Below are 20,753 nucleotides of genomic sequence, written 5' to 3'. Positions count from 1 at the left end.
TCCGTCAGGCGCGGCCGCGGTTGCCGGCGCGTTGCGGAATGCCATGGGGGAAGCCTGGCGATCCGCTGGATCGCCAGGCCGGACGAGCCGGGTCGGGAGGCGCGACTCAGAAGTCGGCCCGGACGCCGAGGCTGACGCGGCGGCCCGAACGCTCGTACATGGTCGGGAAGGACGGGTCCATGGTGTAGCCGCTGGTGGCCGCGTTGGTCATGTTGATGCCCTTCAGGCTCAGCTTGACGTTGCGGGCCAGGCGATAGCCGATGGAGAGGTCCAGCTGCCCGTAGGCATCGCGCCAGATCGGGTACATGTCGTAGCCGATGGCCTCGACGTACTCGCCCTTGCGGTTGTAGGACACGCGCGCGTCGAAGCGGTCGTTGTCGTAGTACACGGTGAGGTTGTAGGTCTTTTCGGCCAGGCCGGGCATGGGGGTGCGGATGCCCAGGTCGGACTCGCCGGCCAGCGAGCTGTCCAGCAGGGTGTAGTTGGCATTGATGCCGAAGCCCTTGAGCGAGCTGTGCAGGGTTTCCAGCGGCAGCTGCGCGATCAGCTCGATGCCGTCGACGTCGTACGAGCCGCTGGCGTTCACCGGCTGGTAGACGTCGAAGTCGTAGTAGCCGTTGAGCGTGCCGTTGGCGTTGTAGACCGCCACGTCCTCGACCACGCCGGTCAGCGAATTGATGACGACGCCGTCGATCTTCTTGTGGAAGTAGGACGCCGCCAGCAGCCCTCCGTTCCCGAGGTACTTCTCCAGGCCGATTTCCCACTGCCTGGCATAGGTGGGTTTCAGGTCCGGGTTGCCGTCGGTGAAGCGGAACGAACTCCAGCTGGCGGTGCGCTTGTAGGCGATGTCGGTCAGCGAGGGACGGATCATGGTTTCCGATGCCGCCGCGCGCAGCAGCAGGTCGTGGGACAGCTCGGCGGTCATGTTCATGCTGGGCAGGACGTCCTTGTAGCTGCCCTTCCGCGAAACCGGGGTGTCGGTGTACCCGGTGGTGCCGTCCGGGTACTGGACCGGGTGGTAGCCGGAGGACAGCACCGAGGTGTCGACGTAGCGTGCGCCCGCGTTCAGCGCCACCGGCACGCTGCCCAGGTCGAAGCCGAAATCGGCCATCGCGTACAGGCTGGCCACTTCCTCGTCGACCCGGTAGTACTGGCCTTCTTCGAAGGGAGTGAAGAAGCCGGGGTAGCGGAAGAAGTCGCGGGCGTAGCCGTTGGAAACCTGCTGCCAGCGCAGTCCCTTCATGCCGTAGGCGCCGCCGGGGACGATGTCGTCGATCCATTGCAGCGGGCTGTCGGCCAGGGTGCGGGTGTTGACCCAGGAGGTGTCGCCGGCGCCCGGCCCGGTGATCTTCGATTCGCCGTATTCGCGCTCCTTCGACTTGTCGGTGTAGCGTGCGCCGAACCGCAGGTGGCGCAGTGCCGGCAGGAACGCCAGGTCGAGCGACTTGTCGAAATCGAGCCGGGCCACGTACTTGTCGTCGGTCACCTTTTCCAGCGTGGTCTCGTACGCCTCGAACAGGTACCTGTCCGCCGCGTCGTACATGTCGATGGTGTCCGGATCGGCGCTGGGCACGGTTTCGCCGCTTTTCCCGGTCCAGCGCGTGCGCGAGGGTGCGTAGGCGACGTGCTTCAGGTTGGCGAAGTCGGAGGTCTTCTTGGCGCCGGAGTAGCCGAGCATGGCATCGACGCTCCAGCTGTCGCCTTTCCAGTCCAGCGCCAGGCTGTACTGGCTGAAGTCGGTCCTGTTGATGCGTTCCTTGCTCAGGAACTCGTGCTGGGTGGCGGTGTAGGACACGTCGCGGAGCACGACCATGCCGTATTCGGACAGGGTGGTGTCGTCGTATTCGTGGATGGTCTCCAGCGTGCTGCGGCTGGATGCGGAATAGGCGGCGGCGTCGTACTCGTCCTCGGTGGTGTCGTAGCGCCCCACCATCGCGTCGAAGGTCAGGCTGAAGTTGCTGCTGGGCTTGTACTGCAGGGAGGCGGTGGCGCCCCACTTGTCCTGGTCGTTGACATAGACGCGGTCGCCGACCTTGTCCTGGAACACGATCAGGTTGGATTCGGCCGGGTCGGTGCGGTCGTTGATGAGCACGCCGGCGTCGCGCTCGAGCACGGCCTGGGCCTGCGCGCCGCGGCCGTCCGAGGCGCTCAGGAAACGCGACATCGGGCGGAAGTTGATGCCCGAGGTCGAATCGGTGCGGTTGGTGCGCTGCGCGCGGGAAAAGGACACCAGCGCGCCCCAGTCGCCCCAGGTGTCGCTGGCCAGGAACGAGAACTTGGGGTCGGTCTCGCCGGAGATGGAGTTGTGCGCGCCTTCCGCGGCGACCACCAGCTTGCGCCCCTGGTAGTCGAACGGGCGCGCGGTGGAAATCTGCACCGAGCCGGCGATGCCGCCTTCCTCGTCGGCGGCGGTCGGCGACTTCTGCACCGTCACCTGCTGGATGATCTCGGAGGCGAAGATGTCGAATTCCACATCGCGCCCGCCGCTGCCCGATGCCGTCGCCAGGCCGTTGATGGAGACATGGGTGTATTCGGAGGGAAGGCCGCGCACGTTGACCTTGCTGCCCAGGCCCTTGCTGCGCTCGATGGTCACGCCGGGCATGCGCTGCAGCGCCTCGGCCAGGTTCTGCTCCGGAAAGTCGGCCACGTCGGTGGCGACGATGGAATCGGAGAACCCGATGTTCGCGCGCTTGATGTCCACCGCCTGCTCCAGGCTGCGGCTGTAGCTGCCGACCACCATCACGCTGTCCAGCTGCTGCGCCTCCACGCCGGTCGCCGCGGACGGTACGGCTGCCGGCGCCGCGGACTCGGGCGGCATGGCCGGGGCGGCCTCGGTTTCGATGGTTATCGTGGTGGGGGTAAGGAAGCGATGGTGCAGGCTGGTGCCGGCGAGCAGCTGCGCCAGTGCCTGCTCCGGCGGCAACCCCGCGGGGACCGCCCGGGTCTGCGGGTTGCCGGCGGTCTGCGCGCTGTAGACGAACTGCAGCCCGGTCTGGCGCGAGAGTGCGTTGAGCGCGCTGTCCAGCGGTTGCGCGGGGATGGCGGCGCTCGCCACGCGCGATTCCTGGGCGTGGACGGCGGCGGCGAAGGGCGTCTGCAGGGCAACGGCGATCGAGAGGAACAGAATTCGGCGCATCGTGGTTTCCGGTGGGGTGGCAGGGGCATGGCGACACCTGGGTGATCGCGCATGCCTGGACTACGACGGCGGACAGGGCCGATCGGGCACCGCTGTTTCGATGAATTTTTTTTGACACCGCCGGCCGGTGCCGCGATCTCCGCCATCGCCGTGTCGGCGTGCGGGCGGGAAAAACGGGCTACGCCACGCGGCCGGGTTCAATGCCGTTGCGCATCGCCGGCTTCCGGCGGGCGGGTGTGCACCGCGATCTGTCCGGCGGCCATGGTCGTGCGCAGCGTGGGTTGCTGGTCGAGGAACGCGCGCAGCGATTCCAGGTCGTCGCCGCTCAGGTTGCCGGTGATGCGCAACGCGCCGGCGGCGGCATCGTCCACGCGCAGGCGGACGGCGCTGAGGCGGTTGAACTGGTCGGCGACCTCGCGCAGCGGCGCATCGCGGAACACGATGCGCCGCTGCCACCAGGCGGTCATCGTGTCGACATCCTCGCGGCTTATGTCGACGGCATGGTCGTGGTAGTCGATGCGCGCGCTCTGGCCGGCGCGCAGGTCGGCCAGCGGACGGCGATTGCCGGCTTCGCCCAGCACCTGCACGCGGCCCTCGGCGACGCCGATGCGGGCCTGCTCGCGCAGCAGCGATACGTCGAAGGTCGTGCCGATGTCCCGCACCTGCAGGCCGGCGGCATGCACGGCGAACGGCCGGCGGTCGGCGGCGACCACGAAACTCGCCTGTCCGCGCGCCAGTTCGATTCGGCGCTGGAACAGGGTGAAGCGGATCGACAGTTCGCTCTCCGCGTTCAGGTGCACCACGCTGCGGTCCGGCAGTTCGAAGGTCCGCGGCGCGCCGTGCGCCGCGGCGTACTGTTGCTGCTGCGGCCAGGCGATGTGTGCCGCGATGCCGACGCCGAGCAGCATGAACGCCGCCACCGCAGCGCGCGGCATCCGCCATCGGCGACGACGGGGAGCGGCGGTTTCCGGCCCAGTGCGCCGGGCCGGAAGCGCGACGACGTTGTCGGCCACTGCCTGCACGGGCGCGCTTGCCAGCAGCGCCTCCAGGTCGACCGGCATCCCCTGCATGGCATCGCGCAGTTCTCCGGCGGTGCGGGAGATCGCGAGGTACTCGCGCAGGTGGCCGGGCGAGGTGAGCAGCCAGTCCATGAAGCGCGCCTGCTGCGTCGCGCTCAGTTCGCCCTGGCGCTGCAACGCATGCCAATGGGCGGCCTCGTGCATGATGCGCGGATGTGGCCTGGCCTCGCTCACCACGCCTCCGCGGTGTCGGCCAGGGCCCGCCGGCACACGGAAAGCCCGCGCACCACGTGCTTCTTGACCATGTGCGAGGACACGCCCAGGCGTTCGGCGATCTGCTTGTAGCTCATGCCGTCGCGGTACTGCATCACCAGCACCGCGCGGGTGTGCCCGGGCAGCGTGGCGAGAAGATCCTGCAGGCGTTGCCGGCGCTGCGCGCGTTCGGCTGCGTCCTCGACGCTTTCGGTGGCGGCCAGCAGCGCGGTGGTGTTCTCCAGTTCCTCGATCGGCAGCAGCGGCCGGCGCCGGCGCGCGGCCTGTTCGCGCGCGAGATTCAGCGCGACCGTGAACAGGTACGCCTCGGGATTGGCGATCGCATCACCCTGGCACTGGTGCGCCCGCAGCAGCCGCAGGTAGGTTTCCTGCACCAGGTCCTCGGCTTCGTCCTTCGCGCCGCGACGGGCGAAGAAACCGCGCAGTACCGGCCCGTGCTGCGCGAACATGCGCGCCAATCCCCGTTGTGGCTGCTCGGGCACGCTGCCGCCTTTCCCCTGGAGTGCCGCGCAGGCTAGTGCCGTGGCATGACCGTACGGTGACGGCGTGCCTGCGGCAGCTGCCGTGGCTTGCCGCAGGCATCTTCTTCCCGTGCCGTCACGGGAATCCGCAACGCCTCCCGGTCCCCGCCGGTACCTTCCACACCTTGGGGCTGCTTCGCCGGCGATCACGGGCTTCGGGCACCGCCAGGCGGATCCTGTTCGCCGTCGTCGAGCCTGGCCGTCATGCCGAAGTCTTCGCCTATGATGATCCGACGCAGGTGTCCATGCGTGGACAACCGATGACGCGGGAGGCGGCGACGATGGAAAAGATAGGTACGGTCCTTGCCGCCCTCGATCTCGAAGCCGGCAGCGATGTCGTGCTGGCCCGGGCGTCGCAGCTGGCAAGCGCGCATGCGGCCCGGCTGGTCGTGCTGCACGTCATCGAGGCGGAACCGGTGCCGGCGGCCGCCGCCCATTTGGATCTCGCCGAGAGCGAACTGAGGGCAAGGCTCGAACGACAGACGGTCGCGGCCATCGAGGCGTCGCTGGCCGAGAACGGCCGGACGCCGCGGACCGAGGTGCAGGTGGCGTTCGGATCGCCGCACGGGACCATCCGCGCAGGTGGCGCGCGCGCGCCGCGCGGATGTCGTGGTGGTGGGGCCGGGCAAGGGCAGCACGCTCAAGGCCAGGATCCTGGGCTCCAACGCGGACAGGGTGATCAGGACCTCCGCCGCCCCGGTGCTCGTGGTCAGGAGGCCAGCGGCAGGTCCCTACCGGCGCGTGGCCGTGGCCGTCGACGGCTCACCGCAATCGGCAGGCGCGGTCTCCCAGGCCCGCAGGCTGGCTCCCGACGCCGCCTTGCAGCTGGTCCAGGCCGTCGGCGTGCCTCTCCCGTTCCAGCAGGCGATGTTGCGCGCCGGGATGGCGCAGGCCGATATCGATCGATATCACGCGGCGCTGGCCGGACAGGCGCGCGAGGCGCTTTCCGCATTCCAGCGCGACATCCCGGGAGCGGGAAAGCTCCCGGTCCGCATCCTCGACGGCGAGCCCGGTCCGGCCCTGGTGCGCTTCTCCAGAGGCGCGCGCGTCGACCTGCTGGCCCTGGGGTCGCACGGGCGCGGCGCCGCGCTGCAAGCCGTGCTCGGCAGCGTGGCGCGGCGGTTGATCGTGGAAGCCGCGTGCGATGTTCTGGTGGCGACCGGTCGACCATGACGGGAGACGGCGCGCGGAATCCGCTCCAGGAGCGTGAGCGGCGGAAACCGTCCGCGGCGGAAGTCGGCCGTGCGAGGACGGTTTCCCGACGATTCGCCGGCCCGTAGCGCGGCTGCGGGCCAGGAAGCAGCGAAGCACTTCACGACAGCGAAGCTGATGGAGGACCGGCCGCACAGGCGGCGTCGCGGCCCCGACGGCTTCTGCTCCAACTTTTCCGGGATACGGTCAGAGCGGGCTTCGCAGGATCGCGGCGAGCGGTTTTTCCTCGGGGATATCCTCCTTGCGTACCCCGAGCACCTTCGCGCCCGAGCGCAGTGCGCGGCCGGCGATCTCGTCGACAATGCCGTAGTTGCGGGCATCGCCGGCCCCGTCGAACGTCACCTCGCCGGTTTCCTCGTCCACGCTCCCGTCCACGACATTGTCGATGTCGACCAGGAGCTGGTCGATGTTGCCGAACGTCGCCGCCCGTGCGGCGTCGGAGATATCGGTCGTGGCGCGGCGCTGGCCCCTGCGCGTTTCGAACAGGGCCCTGAAGTCCGCGATCTGCCCTGCGTAGTACGCATCGAGGATCGGGCGCGCGGCGCTTGCGAGATCGGCGTCGCTGGTCCTGTCGTGGCTCCCGGATATGGCCTGCGGCAGGGCGGCGATGGAGCTCACAGAACGGAAGATGGCCTCCACGGGCTGGGTCGCGGCGAGAACGACGGGCAGGTCGCTGCCGGCGAGGATCGGGCGCAGGGCGGCATCGACCTTGCGCACATACTGCGCCAGACGGGTCTTCTGCCCCTCGTTGCCCTGCACGCGCCCGCTCGGCGAGCGGTCGTTGATGGTGGACTTGCCGACGGCGCTGGCCGCGTCCCTGGGCAGATCGGGCACCTTCACCGTCGTCGCCGGCAGGTCGGCCGAGACCTCGACCAGCCGGACGTCGTTCTCCGAGATCGCCAGCACGTAGGCCGCGTGCGGGAAGGTGATGGCGCGGATCAGCGGCTTGAGGTGGAAGCGGTCGGAAACTTCCACGGCCTCGCTCAGCGTGTTGGCCAGGCGGAATGTGCGCAGGGAATCCGGGGTGGCGAAGACGGCAAGGCTATGCGCCTGGAAGCGCCAGAACTCATCGTCATCGGCAAGGTCGTGCAGATGCTCCTCGAGCGCGGCAAGACGCCGCTTGTCGGTTCCCCCGTCACGAAGCTGTCCGACCGCCTCCTTGGCGAGGTTGGCGAGCCCGATGCGTGCCTTGTGGATGTCCTGGGTGATGGGCGTCGTCGGCAGATAGATCGGAACGCAGACGTCCGCACGCAATCCGTTCAGGGTGGACAAGTCACGTGCCGTCGGAGTGTCGAGATAAAGCATGGGATTCTTCCTTCGCCAGATGGGGGAGGGCTTGCCCGACCCGGCAGGGAAACGCGGCATCAGGCGGAAAACCGTTCGTTCGGTAGCCGGGTGGCGCCATGTGCGGCGATCCCCGGCGTCAACGCGCATCCTTGCCTGTGGACGGGGTCGCATGCATCGGCGGACAAGACCGTCAACCGGAAGGACCTCACGTTCTCCTGTCGCGTTCAGCCCTCGCAGGCAGGGCGCCCCTGTCCGCTTGCCGGGTGCCGGGACCCGATCCCGGCATCCGTGCTCAGTCGCGGTCCTGGCCGATCACCGCGCCGGTGGCCGGGTCCAGGCGGAGGTCGACCTTCCGTCCGTTCGCGTCTTTGGCTTCGGCCTTCCACAGCCCGTCGTCGAACTCGACGTCGTGTACGTCGCTGTAACCGGCGGTGGACAGTTGCGCGCGGATGTCGGCCTCGCTCAGCTGCGACACCGCGGTGTCCGGGTAGACGGTGCCGGTGCGCGGGTCCAGACGCAGGTCGACGCGCTTGCCGTCGGCGCTGGTGGCATCGGCCTCCCACATGCCGTCATCGAACTTGATGTCGTGCACCTTGGTGTAGCCCTGCGCTTCCAGCTGCGCGCGCACCTGCGGTGCGGTCAGGGCGTCCTGCGCCTGCGCCAGTCCGGTGCCGGCGACGGTCGCGGCGGCGGCCAGCAGTGCGATACGGAAATGTCGGTGGGTCATCGTGCTTTCTCCTGGGGGCGAATGCGTGTTTTCCCGCATGCCCGACACGCTAGACGCCTTCGCCGCGATCAGGTCGTGAAATGGCCGCCGTTGCCATTCCCGAGCCCATGCGGGGTTCACCGATGTGCAGGATCGTTGAAGGCATCCGCGCCGCCGTTCACGATGTCGGATACGGGCAAAGACCGGCCGCAGGGAAAGCGGGCCGGTTCGACGCCTGCGAGGCCTTGAAGCCGGAGAGGGCGGCAACGGGCGCCAAGCGCCGTCTCCCGGGCAGGTCGCAGGCGGATGGAAGAGGCGCCGGGGTGCCTCTTCCATCCTGCGATTCCGCGATCCGGCCCGCCGGGGCCAGGGCTCAGTCCTTGTCGCGTCCCTTGCGCAGCTGGTTGCCGAACCGTTCGATCCACTGCGCCACGCCCTGCAGCATCGCGCCGCTCTTGTCGCGCAGGCCGGCCAGTTCGGCCTCCAGGCGCTCGCGCCGGGTGGATTCGCCTTCGTTCTTCGGCAGCGGCGGCAGGATGTGGGCGTAGTAGGTGTCGTCCAGCAGCTTGTGCAGCAGGCGTTCGCCGGGGAAGGGCTCGCCGCTGTTGAGCGCGCGGGCGCCCTTGAGCAGGCTGCGGATGTCGTACTGGGTGGGGCTGAGGTCGGGCACCTGCTTGGGCAGGTCGAGCAGGGTATAGACCGCCACGCGGGCGGTGCGCACCGAGCTTTCCATGGTGAACACCACGTCGTTGGCGGTCTCCACGAACTGGCCGACCAGGGCCAGGTTGGTGCAGCCGGCCGGCACCACGCGCGGGCGGTCGCCGGCCGCGCGCGGCATGAACTGGGCGGTGATGTAGGGCATCAGCGCCAGCCGCACCTTGGTGTGCGGCACGATGGCGTCGAGCCGGTCGGCGATGCCCAGGTGGTAGCACAGCTCGGCCACGATCTCGCGGCCGGTGCATTCGGGCATGGTCTTCTTCACGAAGTTGCCGGGCTGGTCCATCAGCAGGGCGTAGACCCACATCACCACCACGTCCCCGGGTTGCCCGGGGAAGTGCGGCTGGCGGTTGATGGTGACGCTGAGCACCCAGTTGGAGTCGGTGAAGGTGATGATGCCGCCGGTCACGGTGCGGCCGGAGGCGGGATCGTTGACCGACAGTTCGCGCAGCCGGTCCACCAGCGGCGAGGGCCTGCAGGTCAGGGTGGCCGATTCCCACATCGAGCGGTCGATGTCGCCGCAGAACTTGTCCGGCTTGCCGAATACCGGCGAGTGCCTGGCCAGGTTGCGCCACAGCGCCCAGCCGCTGTCCTCGGCGGGGCCGCCTTCGCGGCGCTGGAGCACCGGCACGTTGTCCAGGTCGCCATAGGCGGTGTCCTCGGTCATCGAGCCGGTCAGGGCGATCACCAGGTCGCGCGCGGCGACCTCGATGCGGCCGTCCCCGTCCTTCGTGCGGGTGTGCAGCGCGGTGACGGTGCGGTGTTCGCCCTGCACGTCGAAATCCATGTCCAGCACCTTGGTGCCGAAGCGCACCTGCACGCCCTTGCTGCGCAGCAGCCGGATCAGCGGGGTGACGAAGGTGTCGTACTGGTTGTACTTGGGGAACACCAGCGTGGACATGTCGCCGAAGCCGTCGATCGAATCGAGGAAACGGTGCATGTACAGCTTCATCTCCAGCAGGCTGTGCCAGTTCTCGAAGGCGAACATCGAGCGGAACAGGAACCAGAACTTGCTCTGCAGGAAGCCTTCGCTGAAATGGTCCTCGATGGTCAGGTCGTCGAGCTCGTCCTTGCGCTTGAGCAGCAGGCTGACCACTTCCCACTGTTGCTTCTTGCTGAGGCCGAAGCTGGCGAAGTCCTCGACCACCCGGCCCTGCTGGTGCATCAGCCGCGACTTGGACCAGTTGGAGTCGGCATCGTTGGCCAGGCGGTATTCGTCCAGCACGCTGAAGCCCTCGGGCAGCTCCAGCGCCGGCACGTCCTGGAACATGTCCCAGAGATTGTCGTAGTTCCAGTTCATCTCGCGGCCGCCGCGCACGAGATAGCCGTCCTCGGGATTGCCGGAGCCGTCGAGCGAGCCGCCCTCGATGTCCAGGCCCTCGATGAGGGTGATGTTCTCGCCGGGCATGTGGCCGTCACGGATCAGGTAGAACGCGGCGGCCATGCCGGCGATGCCGCCGCCGACGATCCAGGCCCGGCGCGATTCGATGCCTTCGGTGGGCAGCGGCTTGAAACGCTGGTAGTTGCCGACCATGTCCGGCGGCGGCAGGGTGTTGGCGGGGCTGTTGTGCCAGTAGCGGCGGGTGGCGTCGGGTTCGTGCTCGAACTTCGGCGTGGACGATCCAGTCATGGGAGTGCTCCTGCGTGGGGGTGCGGGTCCGCCGCCGGTGCGGGCCGGGCGGCAGCCGGGCCCGCAGGGACGTCGGAATCAGGCCGAGCGTAGCGGGCGTGGCAGGCGGCGGTGTTACCCGTCCGTGAAGCCTGGCCGAGCGGGGCGGAGCGCGGCCTGTTGCCGCAAGCGATACGGCGCCGGTGCGACCGATCGCCGCATCCGCGCCGGTGCGGCGGAGCGGGGCCGGGTGGACGAGGACAGGAACGAACACGGGCGCCGGCGCGTCGCTCAGGCCCGCAGTACCCGGCACAGGTAGCAGCCGTATCCGGGGCTGTGCAGGTGCAGGTAACCCACGCGCGGATCGGCAAACAGTTCCGTCGCGGTCGCCGCCAGGTCCTGGCCGGTGCAGACCCGGGCGGCGACGATCCAGTGGCGCTGGTCGTAGGCGCGCACCGACAGCGAACGGCGCAGCAGGAAAGCCGGGACTTCGTCGGTCTGTGGCGTCGCCTGCCGTGCCAGTTGCCGCACGAAGACCGGGCCGGACGCGCGGTAGGGGGTGTCGTGGTCCTGGTGCGGCCAGGGCAGCAGCACCAGCATTTCGCCGGGCGTGGCGTCGGTCAGGCTGACCCGGCACGGATAGCCGGTGGGCGCGTCGGCAACGACGCGGGCGGCGCCCTGCGCGGCGAGTTCGGCGTCGGAGCAGGCGAGCAGCGGCAGGAACGGGGCGAGGGGCAGGGCTTCGATGCGGAACATGACGGGCTCCAGGTGTTCAAGGGAGCGCGATCGTGGCGCCTTCGCGGCCGCTTGTCTGGCCGCAAACGGACGTCGCATCCGCTGCCCGGCCGGCGTTCGCGGAGGCGGGCGATCTGCCAGAATCGGCCGCTCCCGTTTCCGTCCGTGCCCATGACCGTCGCCGCCGTCGCCACTGCCGCCACCAATTCGCCGCGCCGGGTGCTGATGGCCAGCCTGGTCGGCACCACCATCGAGTTCTTCGATTTCTACATCTACGCCACGGCGGCGGTGCTGGTGTTCCCCAAGCTGTTCTTCCCGGCCAGCAGCGACAGCGCGGCGCTGCTGCAGTCGCTGGCCACGTTCGCGGTGGCGTTCGTCGCGCGGCCGGTGGGCTCGGCGGTGTTCGGCCACTTCGGCGACCGCATCGGCCGCAAGGCCACGCTGGTCGCGGCGCTGCTGACCATGGGCGTGTCCACCGTGGTGATCGGGCTGCTGCCCACCTACGCCGATATCGGCCTGCTGGCGCCGGTGCTGCTGGCGCTGTGCCGGTTCGGGCAGGGGCTGGGGCTGGGCGGCGAATGGAGCGGGGCGGTGCTGCTGGCCACCGAGAACGCGCCGCCGGGCAAGCGCGCGTGGTACGGCATGTTCCCGCAGCTGGGGGCGCCGCTGGGCTTCCTGCTGTCGGCCGGCACCTTCCTGCTGCTGGGGCGCTGCATGAGCGACGCGCAGTTCCTGCAATGGGGCTGGCGGGTGCCGTTCCTGGCCAGCGCGCTGCTGGTGGCGGTGGGGCTGTGGGTGCGGCTGAACATCCACGAGACGCCGGACTTCCGGCGGGCGCTGGAGCGCAACCAGCGGGTGCGGTTGCCGGTCTGGACGGTGGTGCGCGAGCACCCGTTCGCGCTGGTGGTGGGCACGCTGGCCGCGTTCGCCACCTTCGTCCTGTTCTACCTGATGACGGTGTTCACCCTGGGCTACGGCACCTCGACGCTGGGCTACGACCGCGAGGCGTTCCTGATGCTGCAGATGCTGGGCATCCTGTTCTTCGCCGGCGGCATCCCGCTGGCGGCGATCTACGGCGACCGCCGCGGCACGGTGACCGCGATGCTGTTCGCCACCGCGGCGATCTTCGTGTTCGGGCTGCTGTTCGCGCCGCTGTTCCAGGCCGGGCACCCGTTGCAGGTGCTGGCGTTCCTGGCGCTGGGGCTGTTCCTGATGGGACTGACCTACGGCCCGTGCGGCACCATGCTGGCCGGGCTGTATCCGGTGCAGGTGCGCTATACCGGCTCGTCGCTGTCGTTCAACCTGGCCGGCATCCTCGGCGCGGCGCCGGCGCCCTATGCCGCCACCTGGCTGGCCGAACGCCACGGGCTGGCGGCGGTGGGCTATTACCTGTGCGCGACCGCCGCGCTCACCGCGCTGGCGCTGCTGGCGATCGGCCGGCGTGCCCGGCATGGGGCGGTGCCCGGCGCAAGCGGCGCCTGAGCCAGCGCTCCGGCCGGTTGCGTTCCCCCGTGCCCGCAGCTGTGCGGGCCATGGACAATACCGGCGATAGCCGCAGCGGCCCGGCTCAGCCGGCGGCCCGCACCGCGGCCCGGCCCACGGGCGCATCGGCATGGCTGACGCGGTCGCGGCCGGCGGCCTTGGCCAGGTACAGCTGGCGGTCGGCCTCGGAGATCAGCCCGTGCAGCGAGTCGTGCCGCGCACGCAGGTTGCACACGCCGATGCTGGCGGTCATGCGCAGCACGGTGGTGCCCAGGTCCAGGCGGATCGCGGCGATGGCCTGGCGCAGGCGCTCGAAATAGGCGCCGGCGTTGGCGGGATCGAGCCCCGGCGCCAGCAGGCAGAACTCCTCGCCGCCGAAGCGCGCGTACAGGTCCTGCGGCCGCGCGTGGGCGTTGACCACCGCCGCCACCGCGCGCAGCGCCTGGTCGCCGGCCTCGTGGCCGTGGGTGTCGTTGATGTGCTTGAAATGGTCGATGTCGATCATCGCCACCGCGACCTGCCGCCCTTCGGACTGCAGCTGCGGCAGCTGGCGCTGGCTGTGCTCGAGGAAGCTGCGGCGGTTGGGCAGGCCGGTGAGGAAGTCGCGCGTGGCCAGGTCCTGCAGCGTGCCGATCAGTTCCAGCTGGTCCACGTTCTGCGACACCCGGCAGAAGAATTCCTCGCGCGAGTACGGCTTGCGCAGGAAGTCGTTGGCGCCGTTCTTGAGGAAGCGCGGGATCAGCGAGGCGTCGTTGTTGCCGGAAATGCCGATCACCGCCACCTTGTCGCGCGAGCGGATCGCGCGCAGCCGGCGGGTGAACTCCACGCCCTCCATGCCCGGCATTTCCTGGTCCACCACCGCCAGCCGGATGGTCGGGTCGGCCTCCACCGCCTTCAGCCCGGCCGGTCCGTCGGCGGCCTCGGTGACGTGGTAGCCGTACATCGTCAGCAGCGAGGCGGCATAGGCGCGGGCCGAGGGCGAGTCGTCCACCACCAGCGCGGCGATGCGGCGGTTGCGCTCCATGCGCTGCACCAGCCACACCAGGTAGTCGATGCTGCCGGGGGTGTTCTTCAGCACGTAATCGATGATCTGCTGCTGCAGCACCCGTTTGCGCAGGTCCTCGTCGTAGACGCCGCTCACCACCACCGTGGGCAGCCCGCGCGAGACGAAGTACTCCACCACCTGGTCGCGGTCGCCGTCGGCCAGCACCAGCCCGGTCAGCACCAGGAACCAGCCCTGCTCGCGGTCCAGCAGTTCGCCGGCCTCGGCCAGGGTGGAGGCCACGCTCACCGGCAGCTCCAGCCGCTGTTCGATCGCCTCGCGCAGCATGTGGGTGAACGTGCGCGAGTTCTCCACCAGCAGGATGCGCTGGGGCAGGGCTTCTTCCAGTGGTGCCGGGCCGCAGTCGAATGCGGTCTGCAGCAATGCAGGCATGGTCGGTTGTGTCGGCTTGCAGGATGTCGCAACAGATAGCGGCCACGGGCGCCGGAACTTGAGGGCGCGCCCGGGCGGGGCCTACCAAAGCGCGTCGCGCAGCTTGTACCAGGACATCGCCGCCACCAGCAGCGGGGTGCGCAGGGCGCGGCCGCCGGGGAAGCGGCGGTGCGGGATCCGGGCGAACAGGTCCAGCCGCTGCGACTGGCCGGCGATGGCCTCGGCGATCACCTCGCCGGCCAGCCCGGTGGTGGCCACGCCGTGCCCGGAAAAGCCCTGGGCGAAGTAGACGTTCGGTGCCAGCCGGCCCCAGTGCGGGGCGCGGTTGCGGGTGATGTCCACGTAGCCGCCCCACACGTATTCCATTTCCACGTCGGCCAGCTGCGGGAACACCTTGCGCATGCGCCGGGTCATCGCCCCGCGCAGGCCCGGCGGCGGCAGCGACGAATAGCTGGCGCGGCCGCCGAACAGCAGGCGATGGTCGCGGCTGAGGCGGAAGTAGTCCAGCGCCCAGTTGACGTCGGCCACGGCCATGTCGTTGCCGATCAGGGCGCGTGCGCGGTCGGCGCCCAGCGGCACGGTGGCGCCGATGTAGGTGCCCACCGGCATCACCCGCGATTCCAGTTCCGGGGCGATGCCGCGCAGCCAGGCGTTGCCGGCCAGCACCGCGAAATCGGCGTCGACCCGGCCGTGCGCGGTATGCAGCGCCGGCTGCCGGCCGTGCTGCAGGCGCGTCACCGGCGAATGTTCGTGGATGGTCACGCCCGCGGCCAGCGCGGCCCGGGCCAGGCCGCAGGCGTAGGCCAGCGGGTGCAGGTGGCCGCTGGCGGCGTCGTACATCGCGCCCAGGTAGCGCTCGCTGGCCAGCTGCCCGCGCAGCTGCTGGCGGTCCCACCACTGCAGCGGATAGTCGTAGCGCTGCGCCATCTCGACGATGCCGGCGCGCAGGGCGCGTTCCTGGCGCGGCCTGATCGGCACGTGGGCGTGGCCGTCGCGCCAGTCGCATTCGATGCCATGGCGCTGGATGCGGCCCTTCAGCAGGCGCATGCCCTCGCGCGAGAAGTCGAACAGCAGGCGCGCCTCGGCCGGGCCGAGCAGGTGCTCCAGCGTGTCCTGCTCGCAGCCGTAGCCGACGATGGCCTGGCCGCCGTTGCGCCCGGAAGCGCCCCAGCCGATGCGCTCGGCCTCGAGCACGGTGACGCGGTAGCCGGCCTCGGCCAACGCCAGCGCCGCGGTCAGCCCGGTGTAGCCGGCACCGAGAATGCAGACGTCGGCGCGCGCCTCGCCGCGCAGGGGCGGCTGCGGGGGCAGGGCCGGCTCGCTGGCGGCATACCAGCTGGGCGGGTAGTCGTGCGGGGGCGGAACGGAAGACACCGCCGCCATCATACGGTCCTCAGGTACCAGGCGTAGTCCAGGTCGCCCACCTGGGCCTGGAAGTCGCGCAGCTCCTTCAGCTTCTGCTGGCCATGGATGTGGCGGAAGCGCTCGCCGAACTGCGCGGCGACGAATCCGCTGGCGAGGAAGTCGGCGATCGCCCCGCGCCAGTCCGGGCCCTGCGCCGGCTGTTGCGCATAGGCGTTGCCGCGCACCGGCGGACCGGGGTCGCATTGTTCGTCCAGTCCGCGCAGGATGCCGGCCAGCACCGCGGCGGCCACCAGGTAGGGGTTGGCGTCGGCGCCGGCGGTGCGGTGTTCGATCCGGGTATTGGCCGGGTCGCTGTGCGGCACGCGCAGGGCCACGGTACGGTTGTTGAAGCCCCAGCTGTCGTCGAGCGGGACGAAGGCGTTGGCGACGAAGCGCCGGTAGCTGTTGGCGTGCGGTGCGAACAGCAGCAGGCAGTCGCGCAGGCTGCGCTGCAGGCCGCCGATGGCATGGCGCAAGGCCGTGGCCGGGGCCCCGGGGGTGCAGGCGAAGACGTTGTCGCCGCGGTCGTCGAGCAGGCTCACGTGCAGGTGCATGCCGCTGCCGGCCTGGTCGGCGAACGGCTTGGCCATGAAGCTGGCCAGATGGCCCTGCTGCTGGGCGATGGCCTTGATCGTGCGCTTGAGCAGCACCGCCTCGTCGCAGGCCAGCAGCGCATCGGCGCGATGCCGCAGGTTGATCTCGAACTGGCCCGGCGCGTACTCGGCCACCGCGGCGTCGGCGGGAATCCGCTGTGGCCGGCAGGCGGCGGTCACCGCATCGGTGAAGGCGCGCTGCGCGTCCAGGTCGTCCATCGAGTAGACCTGCGTGCTGGTGGCGCGCTCGCCGCTGGTGGGGTGCCGGGTGGGTTGCGGCCGGCCGCGGGCGTCGGCCACCGCGTCGAACAGGTAGAACTCCAGTTCCACCGCCAGCACCGGGGTCAGCCCGCGCTGGCGGAAGCGCCCGAGCACGCGTTGTAGCAGGTGGCGCGGATTGGCCTCGAACGCGCCGCCACGGTCGTCCTCCATCGCCAGCAGCAGCTGCGCGGAGGGTTGCGGTGCCCACGGCACCGGTCGCAGCGAGCCGGGTACCGGCCGGCAGATCCGGTCCTCGTCGCCGATGTCGTAGCCCAGCCCGGTCTCCTCGACGGTATTGCCGGTGATGTCGGTGGCGATCAGCGACATCGGCAGGCAGATGCCGTCGCGGTACACCTTGTCCAGCGCCTCGGCGGCCACCCGCTTGCCGCGCAGCAGGCCGTTGCCGTCGGGCAGCAGCAGGTCGACCAGCTGGCAGTTTCCGATCTGCCGCAGGGTCTGCAGGTCCAGCGCAGGCAGGTGCGGGAAAGCGTCGGAGTCGGTCATGGCGATATCCGTGCCGCGGCGCAGGCAGCTTAGCAGGCGCATGTGCAGGACACGGCAAGTGAGCACCGGCACCGGACAGCGGTCGCAGCGGGCTGTCGTGTTGCGCGAACGGGGGAGGCGGGGGTAAGTTGCCGGCAAGCCATCAGAGCCTCTTGCATGGCCAGTCCTCCGCTGGTCGGCCTGCCTACCGACCGCAAACCGATCGGACACCACCCGTTCCTGGCGACGGGCGAGAAGTACGTCCGCGCGGTGGTCGATGCGGCCGCGGCCACGCCGCTGCTGCTGCCGATGCTGCAACCGCCGCTGCCGCCGCGACACTGGCTGGCGCACCTGGACGGGCTGCTGCTCACCGGCGCCACCAGCAACATCGAGCCGCACCGCTATGGCGGTGGGGACAGCTGGCCGGGCAACCCGCACGACCCCGCGCGCGACGACAACGTGCTGGGGCTGATCCCGCAGGCGCTGGCGCTGGGCATGCCGATCCTGGCGATCTGCCGCGGTTTCCAGGAAGTGAACGTCGCCTTCGGCGGCAGCCTGCATCAAAAGGTGCACGAGGTGGATGGCCTGGCCGACCACCGCGAGGACCCGCAGGCGCCGGTGGAGGTGCAGTATGGTCCGGCGCACGAGGTGGCGCTGGTGGCCGGCGGGTTGCTGGCCGCCATCGCCGGGCGCGAGCGGGTGCGGGTCAACTCGGTGCATGGGCAGGGCGTGGCGCGGCTGGGCGAGGGGCTGGCGGTGGAGGCCACCGCGCCCGACGGCCTGGTCGAGGCCTTCCGCGGCCCCGGCCCGTCGTTCCTGCTGGGCGTACAGTGGCATCCGGAGTGGCGGGTGCTGGAAGACCCGCTCAACCTCGGCATCTTCCATGCCTTCGGCGAGGCCTGTCGCCGCTACCAGACCCGGAAAAGAAGCTGATTCCATGAAACCCCAGCCGCGCTCCCGCAAGGCCGCCGCCCCCGTGCAACCGGAAAGCTCGCTGCTGCGCTGGCTCAAGGAGCGGCACATCACCGAGGTGGAATGCCTGGTGCCGGACTTCACCGGCAACGCCCGCGGCAAGATCATCCCCGCCGACAAGTTCTCCCACGACTACGGCACCCGCCTGCCGGAGGGCATCTTCGCCACCACCGTCACCGGCGACTACCCGGACGACTACTACGAGCTGACCTCGCCGTCGGACTCGGACATGATCCTGCGCCCGGACCCGGACACGGTGCGGATGGTGCCCTGGGCCACCGACCCTACCGCGCAGATCATCCACGACTGCTACACCAAGGCCGGGCAGCCGCACGAACTGGCGCCGCGCAACGTGCTGCGGCGGGTGCTGCAGGCCTTCGCCGAGATCGGCCTGCGGCCGGTGGTGGCGCCGGAGGTGGAGTTCTTCCTGGTGCAGAAGAACACCGACCCGGACTTCCCGCTGCTGCCGCCGGCCGGGCGTTCGGGGCGGCCGGAGACCGCGCGGCAGTCGTACTCGATCGACGCGGTCAACGAGTTCGACCCGATCCTGGACCTGATGTACGACTACTGCGACGCGATGGAGCTGGACGTGGACACCCTGATCCACGAATCCGGCGCGGCGCAGCTGGAGGTCAACTTCACCCACGCCGATGCGATGTCGCTGGCCGACCAGGTATTCCTGTTCAAGCGCACCATGCGCGAATCGGCGATGCGCCACGGCATCTACGCCACCTTCCTGGCCAAGCCGATGGAGACCGAGCCGGGCAGCGCCATGCACATCCACCAGAGCCTGGTGCGCGAGGCCGACGGCCACAACGTGTTCAGCGGGCAGCGCGAGGGCGAGTACAGCGAGCTGTTCGGCCACTACCTGGCCGGCCTGCAGAAGTACGTGCCGATGGCGATGGCGTTCTTCGCGCCGAACGTGAACTCCTACCGCCGGCTGGTGTTCGGCGAAGTCTCGCCGAGCAACGTGCACTGGGGGTTCGACAACCGCACCTGCGGGCTGCGGGTGCCGATCGATTCGCTGGAGAACATGCGGGTGGAAAGCCGCTTCGCCGGTTCGGACGCCAATCCCTACCTGGCGATGGCGGCCACCCTGGCCTGCGGCCTGCTGGGCATCCGCGAGAAGCTGCAGCCGACGCCGCCGATCAGCGGCAGCGCCAAGGAACTGGGCTACGACCTGCCGCGCTCGCTGGGCGAGGCGCTGGACGGGCTGGAAACCTGCCCGGAACTGCAGGAACTGATGGGCCAGCGCTTCGTCCGCGCCTACATCTCGGTCAAGCGCAAGGAGTACGAAACGTTCTTCCGCGTGATCAGCTCGTGGGAACGGGAGTTCCTGCTGCTGAACGTCTGACGCCATTCCCGCGGGAGCGACGTGCAGGAGCGACGCAAGTCGCGATCAAGCGTTGCTGCTGGAGCCTTGGGCGGGAGAGCGGCACGCTCCGACGTCAGGTGTGAATACTTGGACCGATGACCGGCATCGCCATGGAGTCCCCATGACCCAGCTCGACATCCAGACCCTGCAACGGCTCGATGCCGCCCACCACCTGCATCCGTTCAACGACAACGCCGTGCTGGCGAAGAAGGGCACCCGCATCCTGACCCGCGGCGAGGGCTGCTACGTATGGGATGCCGATGGCAACAAGCTGCTCGATGCCTTCGCCGGGCTGTGGTGCGTCAACATCGGCTACGGCCGCCCCGAGCTGGGCGCGGCCGCGGCGCGGCAGATGCAGCAACTGGCGTACTACAACAGCTTCTTCCAGTGCACCACCGAGCCGACCATCGAGCTGGCGGCGCAGCTGGCCGAACTGGCGCCGGGCGACCTCAACCACGCGTTCTTCACCAATTCCGGTTCGGAGGCCAACGACACCATCGTGCGGCTGGTGCGGCATTTCTGGGCGGTGCAGGGCCAGCCGCGCAAGAGCATCTTCATCGGCCGCCACGACGGCTACCACGGCACCACCCTGGCCGGCGCCAGCCTGGGCGGGATGAAGGGCATGCACAAGCAGGGCGGGTTGCCGATCCCCGACATCCACCACATCGACCCGCCGTACGGGTTCGGCGACGGCGGCGACCTGGACCCGGAGGAGTACGGGCTGCTGGCGGCGCGCCGGCTGGAGGACAGGATCCTGGAACTGGGGCCGGAGCGGGTGGCCGCCTTCATCGGCGAGCCGGTCATGGGCGCCATCGGCGTCTACATCCCGCCGCGCAGCTACTGGCCGGAGATCGAGCGGATCTGCCGCAGGTACGACGTGCTGCTGGTCGCCGACGAGGTGATCTGCGGCTTCGGCCGCACCGGGCGCTGGTTCGGTTCGCAGTACTTCGGCTTCCAGCCGGACGTGATGACCCTGGCCAAGGGCATCACCTCCGGCTACATCCCGCTAGGCGCGGCGATGTTCAACGACCGCGTGGCGACCGTGCTGAAGGAGCAGGGCGGAGAGCTGGCGCACGGCTGCACCTATTCCGGGCACCCGGTGTGCGCGGCGGTGGCGCTGGAGAACCTGCGGATCCTGCGGGACGAGCACATCGTCGAGCGCGCCGGCGCCGAGATCGCGCCCTATCTGGCGCAGCGCTGGGCCGAACTGGGCGAGCACCCGCTGGTGGGCGAGGCGCGCATCGCCGGGCTGATGGGGGCGCTGGAGCTGGTGCCGGACAAGCGCCGGCGCGGCTACTTCCCCGACCGCGGCCGGGTCGGCGCGCTGTGCCGCGACATCGCCCTGCGCCACGGCCTGATCCTGCGCGCCACCCACGATGCGATGCTGCTGGCACCGCCGCTGGTGATCGAGCGCGCGCAGGTGGACGAGCTGTTCGACAAGGCCTGGGCCGCGCTGCAGGAAACCGCCGCGACGCTGGGCAAATAGGCCGCCCGCCGTTACGCTGGCGCCGTCGCCCGGCCCGGCCGGCTCCC

15 protein-coding genes and 1 pseudogene are annotated in these 20,753 nt (G+C 69.8%); 6 read left to right on the top strand and 10 right to left on the bottom strand.

Annotated features, from left to right (window positions below):
• Positions 1 to 106 precede the first annotated feature (106 nt).
• The 3 genes from OK345_RS01400 to OK345_RS01390 all read right to left on the bottom strand — a co-directional run bounded on the left by OK345_RS01400 (position 107) and on the right by OK345_RS01390 (position 4,877).
• Positions 107 to 3,136 carry a TonB-dependent receptor gene (locus OK345_RS01400; protein WP_265126108.1) on the bottom strand — a complete coding sequence of 1,010 codons (3,030 nt, stop codon included), beginning with the start codon at positions 3,134 to 3,136 and terminating at the stop codon, positions 107 to 109.
• Positions 3,137 to 3,333: 197 nt separating this feature from the next.
• Positions 3,334 to 4,389 (bottom strand): FecR family protein, encoded by a 1,056-nt coding sequence (locus OK345_RS01395; protein ID WP_265126107.1) that lies wholly within the window; start codon positions 4,387 to 4,389, stop codon positions 3,334 to 3,336.
• Positions 4,386 to 4,877 (bottom strand): RNA polymerase sigma factor, encoded by a 492-nt coding sequence (locus OK345_RS01390; RefSeq protein ID WP_265154828.1) that lies wholly within the window; start codon positions 4,875 to 4,877, stop codon positions 4,386 to 4,388. The genes OK345_RS01395 and OK345_RS01390 overlap by 4 nt, the downstream gene beginning before the upstream one ends.
• 317 nt (positions 4,878 to 5,194) lie before the next feature.
• Here OK345_RS01390 and OK345_RS17745 point away from each other — a divergent pair.
• Together OK345_RS17745 and OK345_RS01380 are read left to right on the top strand one after the other, a co-directional pair.
• Positions 5,195 to 5,464 (top strand): annotated as a pseudogene (locus OK345_RS17745) (universal stress protein); the annotation flags it as partial.
• A gap of 67 nt (positions 5,465 to 5,531) precedes the next feature.
• Positions 5,532 to 6,122, top strand: coding sequence for a universal stress protein (locus OK345_RS01380; RefSeq protein WP_306332079.1), 591 nt, complete (start codon positions 5,532 to 5,534; stop codon positions 6,120 to 6,122).
• 225 nt (positions 6,123 to 6,347) lie between these two features.
• Here OK345_RS01380 and OK345_RS01375 read toward each other — a convergent pair whose 3' ends face one another.
• From OK345_RS01375 to OK345_RS01360, 4 genes are all read right to left on the bottom strand, one after another.
• The gene (locus OK345_RS01375) at positions 6,348 to 7,466 is read right to left on the bottom strand and encodes a baeRF11 domain-containing protein (RefSeq protein WP_265126103.1); all 1,119 of its coding nucleotides are present in this window, start codon (positions 7,464 to 7,466) and stop codon (positions 6,348 to 6,350) included.
• A 274-nt stretch (positions 7,467 to 7,740) separates the two neighbouring features.
• Entirely contained in the window at positions 7,741 to 8,175 is a 435-nt protein-coding gene (locus OK345_RS01370) for a PepSY domain-containing protein (protein ID WP_265126102.1), read from the bottom strand.
• Positions 8,176 to 8,527: 352 nt separating this feature from the next.
• Entirely contained in the window at positions 8,528 to 10,501 is a 1,974-nt protein-coding gene (locus OK345_RS01365) for an oleate hydratase (protein ID WP_265126101.1), read from the bottom strand.
• Positions 10,502 to 10,771: 270 nt separating this feature from the next.
• Positions 10,772 to 11,236, bottom strand: a complete 465-nt coding sequence (locus OK345_RS01360) for a DUF1203 domain-containing protein (protein WP_265126100.1) — start codon at positions 11,234 to 11,236, stop codon at positions 10,772 to 10,774.
• A gap of 150 nt (positions 11,237 to 11,386) precedes the next feature.
• Between OK345_RS01360 and OK345_RS01355 the strand changes: the two genes are divergently transcribed.
• Positions 11,387 to 12,697: an MFS transporter gene (locus OK345_RS01355; RefSeq protein ID WP_265126099.1), complete on the top strand. Its 1,311-nt coding sequence runs from the start codon at positions 11,387 to 11,389 to the stop codon at positions 12,695 to 12,697.
• 85 nt (positions 12,698 to 12,782) lie between these two features.
• On the opposite strand, the gene OK345_RS01350 is transcribed toward OK345_RS01355, so the two are convergent.
• The 3 genes from OK345_RS01350 to OK345_RS01340 form a co-directional block, all read right to left on the bottom strand.
• Positions 12,783 to 14,132 (bottom strand): GGDEF domain-containing response regulator, encoded by a 1,350-nt coding sequence (locus OK345_RS01350; protein ID WP_265126098.1) that lies wholly within the window; start codon positions 14,130 to 14,132, stop codon positions 12,783 to 12,785.
• 81 nt (positions 14,133 to 14,213) lie between these two features.
• Positions 14,214 to 15,506 carry an NAD(P)/FAD-dependent oxidoreductase gene (locus tag OK345_RS01345; protein WP_265154829.1) on the bottom strand — a complete coding sequence of 431 codons (1,293 nt, stop codon included), beginning with the start codon at positions 15,504 to 15,506 and terminating at the stop codon, positions 14,214 to 14,216.
• An 8-nt stretch (positions 15,507 to 15,514) separates the two neighbouring features.
• Positions 15,515 to 16,894, bottom strand: coding sequence for a glutamine synthetase family protein (locus OK345_RS01340; protein WP_265126096.1), 1,380 nt, complete (start codon positions 16,892 to 16,894; stop codon positions 15,515 to 15,517).
• Between the two features lie 156 nt (positions 16,895 to 17,050).
• Here OK345_RS01340 and OK345_RS01335 point away from each other — a divergent pair, with 156 nt between their 5' ends.
• The 3 genes from OK345_RS01335 (at position 17,051) to OK345_RS01325 (ending at position 20,706) form a co-directional block, all read left to right on the top strand.
• Positions 17,051 to 17,806: a gamma-glutamyl-gamma-aminobutyrate hydrolase family protein gene (locus OK345_RS01335; RefSeq protein WP_265126095.1), complete on the top strand. Its 756-nt coding sequence runs from the start codon at positions 17,051 to 17,053 to the stop codon at positions 17,804 to 17,806.
• A 4-nt stretch (positions 17,807 to 17,810) separates the two neighbouring features.
• A complete protein-coding gene (locus OK345_RS01330; RefSeq protein ID WP_265126094.1) occupies positions 17,811 to 19,199 on the top strand; it encodes a glutamine synthetase family protein in 1,389 nt (462 codons plus the stop codon).
• 142 nt (positions 19,200 to 19,341) lie between these two features.
• The gene (locus OK345_RS01325; protein WP_265126093.1) at positions 19,342 to 20,706 is read left to right on the top strand and encodes an aspartate aminotransferase family protein; all 1,365 of its coding nucleotides are present in this window, start codon (positions 19,342 to 19,344) and stop codon (positions 20,704 to 20,706) included.
• The last annotated feature ends 47 nt before the right edge of the window (positions 20,707 to 20,753 follow it).

Origin of the sequence: Xanthomonas chitinilytica, from assembly GCF_026107455.2 — a bacterium.
Classification (GTDB): domain Bacteria; phylum Pseudomonadota; class Gammaproteobacteria; order Xanthomonadales; family Xanthomonadaceae; genus Stenotrophomonas; species Stenotrophomonas chitinilytica.
Note: the sequence above shows the minus strand (reverse complement) of the source record. Positions and strands in the feature narration are given on the sequence as shown.

Excerpts from the sequence above, each read along its gene's own strand:
- OK345_RS01355 (WP_265126099.1), top strand. The coding sequence starts at position 11,387 with ATGACCGTCGCCGCCGTCGCCACTGCCGCCACCAATTCGCCGCGCCGG.
- OK345_RS01330 (WP_265126094.1), top strand. The coding sequence starts at position 17,811 with ATGAAACCCCAGCCGCGCTCCCGCAAGGCCGCCGCCCCCGTGCAACCG.
- OK345_RS01340 (WP_265126096.1), bottom strand. The coding sequence starts at position 16,894 with ATGACCGACTCCGACGCTTTCCCGCACCTGCCTGCGCTGGACCTGCAG.
- OK345_RS01325 (WP_265126093.1), top strand. The coding sequence starts at position 19,342 with ATGACCCAGCTCGACATCCAGACCCTGCAACGGCTCGATGCCGCCCAC.
- OK345_RS01400 (WP_265126108.1), bottom strand. The coding sequence starts at position 3,136 with ATGCGCCGAATTCTGTTCCTCTCGATCGCCGTTGCCCTGCAGACGCCC.
- OK345_RS01370 (WP_265126102.1), bottom strand. The coding sequence starts at position 8,175 with ATGACCCACCGACATTTCCGTATCGCACTGCTGGCCGCCGCCGCGACC.
- OK345_RS01390 (WP_265154828.1), bottom strand. The coding sequence starts at position 4,877 with ATGTTCGCGCAGCACGGGCCGGTACTGCGCGGTTTCTTCGCCCGTCGC.
- OK345_RS01350 (WP_265126098.1), bottom strand. The coding sequence starts at position 14,132 with ATGCCTGCATTGCTGCAGACCGCATTCGACTGCGGCCCGGCACCACTG.
- OK345_RS01360 (WP_265126100.1), bottom strand. The coding sequence starts at position 11,236 with ATGTTCCGCATCGAAGCCCTGCCCCTCGCCCCGTTCCTGCCGCTGCTC.
- OK345_RS01365 (WP_265126101.1), bottom strand. The coding sequence starts at position 10,501 with ATGACTGGATCGTCCACGCCGAAGTTCGAGCACGAACCCGACGCCACC.
- OK345_RS01335 (WP_265126095.1), top strand. The coding sequence starts at position 17,051 with ATGGCCAGTCCTCCGCTGGTCGGCCTGCCTACCGACCGCAAACCGATC.
- OK345_RS01375 (WP_265126103.1), bottom strand. The coding sequence starts at position 7,466 with ATGCTTTATCTCGACACTCCGACGGCACGTGACTTGTCCACCCTGAAC.